The 7,765-nt window shown below is 48.3% G+C and carries 4 protein-coding genes and 2 pseudogenes; 5 read left to right on the top strand and 1 reads right to left on the bottom strand.

Going from position 1 to position 7,765, the window contains the following annotated elements; all coding sequences use genetic code 11:
• The first annotated feature begins 126 nt into the window (after positions 1–126).
• From VE954_RS35365 to VE954_RS43945, 4 genes and pseudogenes are all read left to right on the top strand, one after another.
• Complete coding sequence (locus VE954_RS35365; RefSeq protein WP_414699060.1) at positions 127–789, top strand: IS6 family transposase; 663 nt, start codon at positions 127–129, stop codon at positions 787–789.
• 375 nt (positions 790–1,164) lie between these two features.
• The gene (locus tag VE954_RS35360) at positions 1,165–1,683 is read left to right on the top strand and encodes a hypothetical protein (protein ID WP_324961982.1); all 519 of its coding nucleotides are present in this window, start codon (positions 1,165–1,167) and stop codon (positions 1,681–1,683) included.
• 50 nt (positions 1,684–1,733) lie between these two features.
• Entirely contained in the window at positions 1,734–2,393 is a 660-nt protein-coding gene (locus tag VE954_RS35355; protein WP_324961980.1) for a hypothetical protein, read from the top strand.
• A 336-nt stretch (positions 2,394–2,729) separates the two neighbouring features.
• A pseudogene (locus VE954_RS43945) lies at positions 2,730–2,927 on the top strand (IS66 family transposase); the annotation flags it as partial.
• A gap of 8 nt (positions 2,928–2,935) precedes the next feature.
• Here VE954_RS43945 and VE954_RS35350 read toward each other — a convergent pair.
• Positions 2,936–7,114 (bottom strand): PAS domain S-box protein, encoded by a 4,179-nt coding sequence (locus VE954_RS35350; RefSeq protein WP_324961978.1) that lies wholly within the window; start codon positions 7,112–7,114, stop codon positions 2,936–2,938.
• A gap of 239 nt (positions 7,115–7,353) precedes the next feature.
• Between VE954_RS35350 and VE954_RS35345 the strand changes: the two are divergent.
• Positions 7,354–7,530, top strand: a pseudogene (locus VE954_RS35345) (recombinase family protein); the annotation flags it as partial.
• Positions 7,531–7,765 lie beyond the last annotated feature (235 nt).

Genomic DNA, 7,765 nt, shown 5'->3' with positions numbered 1-7,765 from the left:
ATTATTGCCATGAACTTGAAAGCTTGATTTGGCTAAGTCTACAGCCAGTACAGTAATTTCTTTCATGGGGGTTCCCTCTCGCTTGAATTTCCCGGTTGGAATTCCACACTTGCCCCAATATGGCTCATCGTGGCCTTTTTTCAATACGGCGGGACCATTCCATCGACCTCCATTCGCAGGTATCTCAGCTATGAGCTCTCCACGAGGGATCTTGAGGAAATGATCCTGGGGCGCGGCGTTCAGGTGGATCACTCGACCATCCACAGATGGGTTCTCCACTATACCCCTCAGCTGGAGGCCGAGCTCAGAAAACGGAAAAAGCCGGTATCGGGGCGATGGTTCTGGGATGAGCTGGCCATCAAGGTCAAGGGGAAGCTTAAATGGCTTTACCGTGCAGTGGACGAGGATGGCGATACGATAGACTTTCTCCTTGCGGCAAAGCGGGATCAGAAAGCGGCTCTCAGGTTTTTGAAAAAGGCCGTTCGTCAGCACGGTGTCCCCGGAAAGATCAATACCGACAAGTCAGGGGCAAACGCCGCCGGCCTAAAGGCTTTCAATCATGAGCATTCCACCGACATCGAGCTCCGGCAGGTGAAATATCTCAACAACATTGTGGAGCAGGATCACAGGCGCATAAGGCAAAGGACAAGGCCCATGCTCGGCTTTAAAACTTTCATGTCGGCGACAAAAACAATTGCCGGTATTGAGATAATGGCCATGATCAAAAAAGGCCAGATCGAACCCCAGGGCTCCTCTCCATTCGAGCAATTCTATGCCCTCGCAGGATAACTGCGTCCGGGGAATGATCCCTTCAAAATCTCACTTCACCCTCGGAAATGTTTGCGACAGAGCCCAGCAGACTCCCCTCCAGGAAATATGGTGATCTGGAGAGGACTGAGCAGGCTGAGTGATCTAAGGGACGGGTTCGAGCTGAATTGTGGGTAACTGGATGATCGGACGCACGCCTACACCAGAGAGCCTGTGAGTTATAGTCCATGGATAGTATCAACTATAGATCAGACCCAGGGCGTTGTATTTTTCCCGGATACTGGCACAATTTGGGTCGGAATTGATCGGGCGCCCGTGAGCGAGGGACGGTTTATAGCCCTGAATTTTACGGATGGATTCTCCGGGCGATACGAAAATGAGGCTTTGGAAACATTCATGCCGCAACAAGACAAACCTTTGGAACAGCGCTTCCCTGGTTTTGCGTCCTTCAAAATAGCATATAAAGCGTACCATCAGGAGCAGGATAAGGAAAAGTCACTCCTGTATTTGCGTGCGGCGGCACGGCTGGATGATTCCCCTTACTATCGCCTAGGTGCTGCTGTTGTGGCTCTCAAGCTGAAACAGGTCGACGATGCGGCAATGGAATTGGAAGGTCTGCTTGGTCATCCGGGTCTGGATCCACACCACCGAAGACTGGTTGCATTCTATTTCGCTATCGCACTGGATGTGCAGGGACGTCACATTGAAGCTCTTCCTCACTATCAGTCAGTTGTCAATGATCAGAATGCGTGGCCATCGTTGAAAGAAGCTGCTGACTCATGGATCCAGGAAGGTTTCGAGCGGGACGGTTTGTCTAGTTTGGATTTCGACTTGAAATATTTTGATGGCATCAGGTACCCGAAGCGGGAGGCGCGACCGCATTTGCTCAAATTGCCCTTCTGGATGCAAACGTAACCGTCTATTACGAAGTTGGGTTAGCTGGGAATGCAATTTATGAGTACCGCGTGCAGTCCCATCAGGTCTTCAGCAGCCCACAATATAGTAACATCGGCTCAGCAAATTTAGGTGAGCCAACAGAATTACTGGTTCACTGGAAATTTGACGAGCTAACGGGGAGAACCGCAGGAGATGCAAGTAAACGTGCGAATAACGGCAGTTTGAAAGGAGGACTAAATTTCACTTCCAGCAGCGTCCCCGGCATGGATGGGAAAGCGCTGAAACTTGACGGCTCCAATGATTATATAAGCGGCACCGACAACGGTCGTTATTTGCCCGCCGAAGATTACCCTTTCACTCTGTCCGCGTGGGTTAAAACTACACACGACGGCGTGCTGCTCCACTTTGGCGACAAGGACCTAGGACGCAACCTTTCCTCCTACTTTGGAAGGGATCCCGAGATATCAGACCAAGTCATTTTAAGCTATCATCGTAAGGACCTTACGGTTTTGGCTGGCCAAACGTGCAGCCTGCCGGACAACCTTCTTTCGACTTGCCAGCTCGCAATTGGCGATGACCAATTATGCTCCTCTGAATACGCCAAAATTATGCTGACAAACATGGGTGATCCCGTATCCAGCTATGCTATGGGCCGCTGGTACGCTTATGAGCTCCGGGGAAAGACTTATCGCTGCCGTGTGCTACCGGCCAGCCTCGAGCCTCGGTAATAAGCAAACCTGCCCAATCCTCAGCGTGAACACTTATCGTAGTACTAGGTGATTTCATCAGAGCATGCGTTCCATCTGTCTTCATGCAGATCACGGGGCATTTTGGACGCTGCCCACATACCCTCTACTTCGTCGAGGCGGCAAAGCCGTACCCTTGTGTTTTAGCGATCCTGAAGGCGGACAGTTTGCAAAGAACTCAGCACTGGAATCCTGTCTGTCACAAGCGGCCGTTCATCCCTTTACAGCCTCGTCACCGTTTAGCGTCATGAATGTGAGCTCCAGTGGCAGCGGAAATAGCTCCTACGTTGATACCAACAAGACCGACAGCCCCGCGCCGGCCAAGCTCTGACATATATGGATGGACAGTGGTCGAAACTTGTCAAATTTCTTGATGATCCCGTGATCGGACTTGATACCAATCCAGTCGAGAACGCCATGCGTCCCTTCGCATTGGGGAGAACAGCGTGGCTGTTTTCTGATACCGTGAAAGGGGGTCAACCAGCATGGCCGCTCCACGCAAAGTGTGAAAATTAAGACGACACTCAGCTTCCTGTTTTCCGAGTCACCTCAGGAACTGAAATCCCTTTGACCTCCAGGACTTTCTTGACCCATTTTTCAAGAACTGATTGCAGATCTTTGCTATTTACTGGCTTGGATATATAATCATTCATGCCAGCATTCAGGCATTTTTCGCGGTCACCTTGCAAGGCATTCGCAGTCATAGCTATGATCACAGTATTGCGCTTTTCATTCGAAAGCTGACGGATTTCAGCCGCAGCCATATAGCCATCCATCTCTGGCATTTGGCAATCCATTAAAATGATATCGTAGCTGATACGTTCTAACGCTGCAAGAACCTCATGGCCATCGGCGACGGCTTCGGCTGCGTAACCCAATCTCTGCAGGATCAAAAGGGCAATACGCTGATTGATATGGTTATCCTCTGCAACAAGAATTCGAATATCAGTCACTGCTTTTGAGACTATGTTGTCCGTCTTGAGCCCTTCCCTGTCATTTTTCGACTCATCAGTGCTCTTCAATGGAAGCTTCAAGCCTTGTGAAGTCAGTGCATCAAAAAGTTGGGATTGCTTGATGGGCTTGATCAGACAGACCGCAATATGTGCACTATCCAACTCGTCACTCGGAATGATCATCTCAAGGGAAGTCAGTAGAATCAATTTTACTTTGCGAATCAAGGGGTCAGCTCTAATCCGCTTCGCAAGTTGGAGTCCGTCCATCCCTGACATTTGCATATTAATAAGAGCAAACTCATAGTGCCGTCCACCTATGGCTTCACTGCGCATATTTTCAAGCGCCTCAACCCCTGAAGCAACGGTTTTATTTATCATTCCCCACGACGCTGTTTGGGCCTGAAGCATTTCACTATTCATACTGTTATCATCGACTATAAGAACACATTTGTTTGAAAGAGTGGATAGATTCAAACCCTGAACGTCTGCTTCAGATTCAATGATATCGAAAGGAATGCAGCACCAGAACGTTGACCCCTCTCCCAGTTTGGAACGAACTCCTATGTTGCCTCCCATTAAAGTCGTAAGTTGTTTGGATATTGCCAACCCCAGGCCTGTGCCACCATATTTACGTGTATTTGAGCCATCTGCTTGCGAGAAAGCATAAAAAAGCCGATTTTGCGTTGCTTCTTTAATACCAATACCGGTGTCGACAACTTCAAATCGAAGAGTCATTCTTTCGAATGTTGCAACATCTTTACAAACTCTGATGGTGACACTACCTTTTTCAGTGAATTTCAAACCGTTATTCAAAAGGTTGATGAGTACCTGCCGCAGCCGACCTGGATCCCCTTTTAGTCTTCTGGGAACATCACATGCTATGATTGAGATCAGCTCTATGCGTTTTCTATTGGCTTGATGAGCCAGAAGTTCAACAACGCTTTCTACAACCTGATAAATATCAAATTCGAGCATTTCAAGCTCAAGTTTTCCAGCGTCTATTTTCGAAAAATCTAAAATATCGTTGATGACCGTCAAAAGACTATCGGCGCAATTTCGAATAGTCTCCGCAAATTCGAACTGTTTCTCAGTTAATGGGGTGTCAAGCAGAAGCCCGGTCATACCAATAACCCCATTCATTGGAGTTCGAATTTCGTGACTCATGTTGGCCAGGAATTCTGATTTGAGGCGTACAGATTCCAATGCAGCATCCCTTGCCTGCGCAAGCTCTAATTCCATCTGTTTGCGGGCTTCCATTTGATTTTTCAACTGCTCGTTCGACTCAGTCAATTCATGGGTCCGGGCTATTACGCGCTGCTCCAAGTCCTGATGAGCATTTCGCAAATCTTCTTCAGCTTGCTTGCGTTCAGTCATGTCTCGAGTAAGCTGCGCTAGACCCCTTATTTTTCCATTCATATCATATAGGGCTGTGAGCAGGGAACTCGCCCAAAATTTTGAGCCATCTTTCTTGATAAGCCAACCTTCGGTATCATAGCGCCCCAGTTCCAGGGTTTTTTGCAAAGTTATCTCTGGCAATCCATTTGATTGCTGCTCAGGTGGATAAAAAACTGAAAAATGTTGACCTATGATTTCTTTGGAAGAATAACCATTTATGCGTTCAGCGCCCAAATTCCAATTGGTCACATTGCCATTGGAATCAAGCATTATGATGGCATAACCTTGAACATTCTCCATAAGCAGGCGATACCTTTCCTCATTGATTCTGATCTTTTCGTTAGCATGAAGTCGCTCGGTGATGTCACGAAAAATAATCACAGAACCTTGAACTTCACCCTTGTCAAACAGAGGCGCTGTCGTGTATTCGATAGGGAATTTTGTTCCATCCTTGCGCCAGAAAAATTCTCGATCTGAGGTGCGCGCCTTACCATCAGTGATGGAAGCATAGATTGGACAGCAATCTTTTGGATAATGGCTGCCATCTTCGTAACTATGATGCACCATCTGATGTTGAACTTGACCGATTAACTGGGCAGGCGTATAGCCGAGCAGGGAAGCACCTGAAGGATTAATAAAAGTGGTGATACCATTTTTATCGAGACCGAAAATCCCGTCACCAATAGCTTCGATGAGTGTTTGCTTCTGTTGCTCCATATTTTCAATTGCACCACTCGCTTGATCATATCTCCTCGTCAGCTCATCACGCGCTTGGCTAAGCTCCTGCCGCGCGAGCGCAAGCTCCGCAAATTGGCGAATGCTGGTCCATGCAGCAACCGCAACGCCGAAAAACGACATGACAACGATGCCAAATGCCAAAATATTATGATCATGATCACCTTGACTCGTACTTTGCAGTAATCGAGCTACGGACCAGGTGACACCAGAGACCGTGCAGAGGAGGAAAATCCATATTGCCACCTGCCAGCTCAGGCTCGATGAAACGGAATTCATGCGAGCTTTTTCTGCCCACCAATCCGCGCGAAACGGACCAAATGACAGACGAACGCTGTAAATGCAATAACCTAATGCAACCAGCGGCGCAAATATACCCAGCAGTATACCCAGCGGTCTGCTGTTGAATGCAACATGGGCGAGCACTAAGGCTTCCAGGCAAAAAAAGATCAATGCCAGCCTTGGCCATCGGGATTCAGAGTGGCCACGCCGCATCCAGATACCCAGGTGTACCCCCATGATTGAGATATAGTAACCTGTCTCACCTATGACCAGCGCGGTTTCGAAATCCATAGTGAGGTACATAAGGCTATTTAATAGACAAAGCAGGAGTGCCGGACCATGCACTTCATGCCGGGATTTCAGCCCAAATATACTCGGGATCTTAGCGTGGCGAGCAAGTTGATAAAGGATTCGTGGGCATATTCCAACTGCAGTGGCTGCTGTTAAAAGGCAGCTCGCGGCAATGAGAAATGTGACGAAGATGGGCGACATCGATCCCCAAAAAGGAACAGCTGCTGCGCTCAGATTCTTAAAGACGTTATCACCGTGCTTCTGACCGGGCACATTTTGCATGAGAATCCATGAACCGAGGACAAATACCGGAATGATGAGAACCGTTGCTTTCCCGAGGACATTCGAAGCTTTCTTTGGATCATTGGATTCGGAACTAAAAGCGGCACCAGTTTCACAGCCATAAGCTGCATAAGCTGCTAGAAAAAACCAGAGGGACCAGTGCGATAAATTGAAATCCCCCCATTCGGCGGGCAGGATTGCAGGTGCTGAGGGTGAGATTAAGAGCCAGCCCATACCCTGGGCGCAGAAAGCAAGAAGCAATCCGACTGCTGGCAAAGTAAAGAAAAGATGAAGTACGCTCAACGCCTTAAGGCTACTGAAAGCTATAACGTAAACAATCACAGTAAGCCCGACTCGGGTCAATATTATTGGCAGTTCCACTCCATAGGGCTGGAGATGAGCCGCCAAAACGTCTGTCAGAGTTATGGCGCAGATAGGTGGAACGGATATCCACCCCTGAAAATATCCAAAAGCCATGTATCTACCGACCTTAGGAAAACGATCCCAAAGTTTGGTTGCGTATATCGGTGTCCCGCCTGCAAGGTCAGGCCAGGTCAGGGCCATTCGTCGAATCTGTAGATTCAGAAAAATACCGATGATGGCTACAGGTATCCACATAAACATGGCCTGAGGGCCCATAGCTGCATGGACACCTGGAGCCAAACAGAACCAAAGCAGAAGTCCGCTAAAGCCAAAACCCCATACTTCCAGGACACTTAAACTTCCTGGTTTATCAAAGTCGGCCTCGCGCTGGTCAGAAGACATCAAATACCTCTAGCATGTGGGATATTGCACACACAGATCCTGAACCATGGGGATCAATTTCCTGGATTTTCATTCATGAGTATTCGGTAGGGATTGGGAAATATTGAGACAGGCAGCTTTGAGCAAGTCAGGTGGAAGGGCGTTGGTGGCCAATGAGGGGAGTGTGAATGACTCAATCGTGACGGTTCGGAGCTACATGGGGTACCGGGCTCATCCGGGGGAAAACTTACTCTAAGGTTTTGAACTTTCATGTCTTTGGTGCACTCGCCGAATTTGAAAGAGGGCTTATCGTGGAGCGCACACAAGCTGGACTTAAAGCTGCGAGAGCCCGTGGCCGCAACGGCGGGCGTCCTGGAAAAAAGGATTCCAAAAAGCTGGAAATGGCAAAGACAATGCGGATTACAAATGCATCCTGAGAAATCAAGGATCATATATTGCAAGGACAATAACCGCAAAGAAAGCTACTCGAACATCAGCTTTGATTTTCTTGGATATAGCTTCAGGCCGAGCCGGTGCATTGACAGGAAGGGAACGGTGCATCCAAACTTTCTTCCAGCCATGAGTCAAAGGTCAAGGAAAGCTGCGCTTCAGGTAATACGAAGCTGGCGAATTCACCTTAAGTGCGATAAATCGATTGAGGATCTATCCCGG

It is taken from the genome of Oligoflexus sp. (assembly GCF_035638955.1).
Taxonomy (GTDB): Bacteria; Bdellovibrionota_B; Oligoflexia; order Oligoflexales; family Oligoflexaceae; genus Oligoflexus.
The sequence above is the reverse complement of the archived record's forward strand: the minus strand, read 5'-3'. Positions and strand labels throughout refer to the sequence as shown.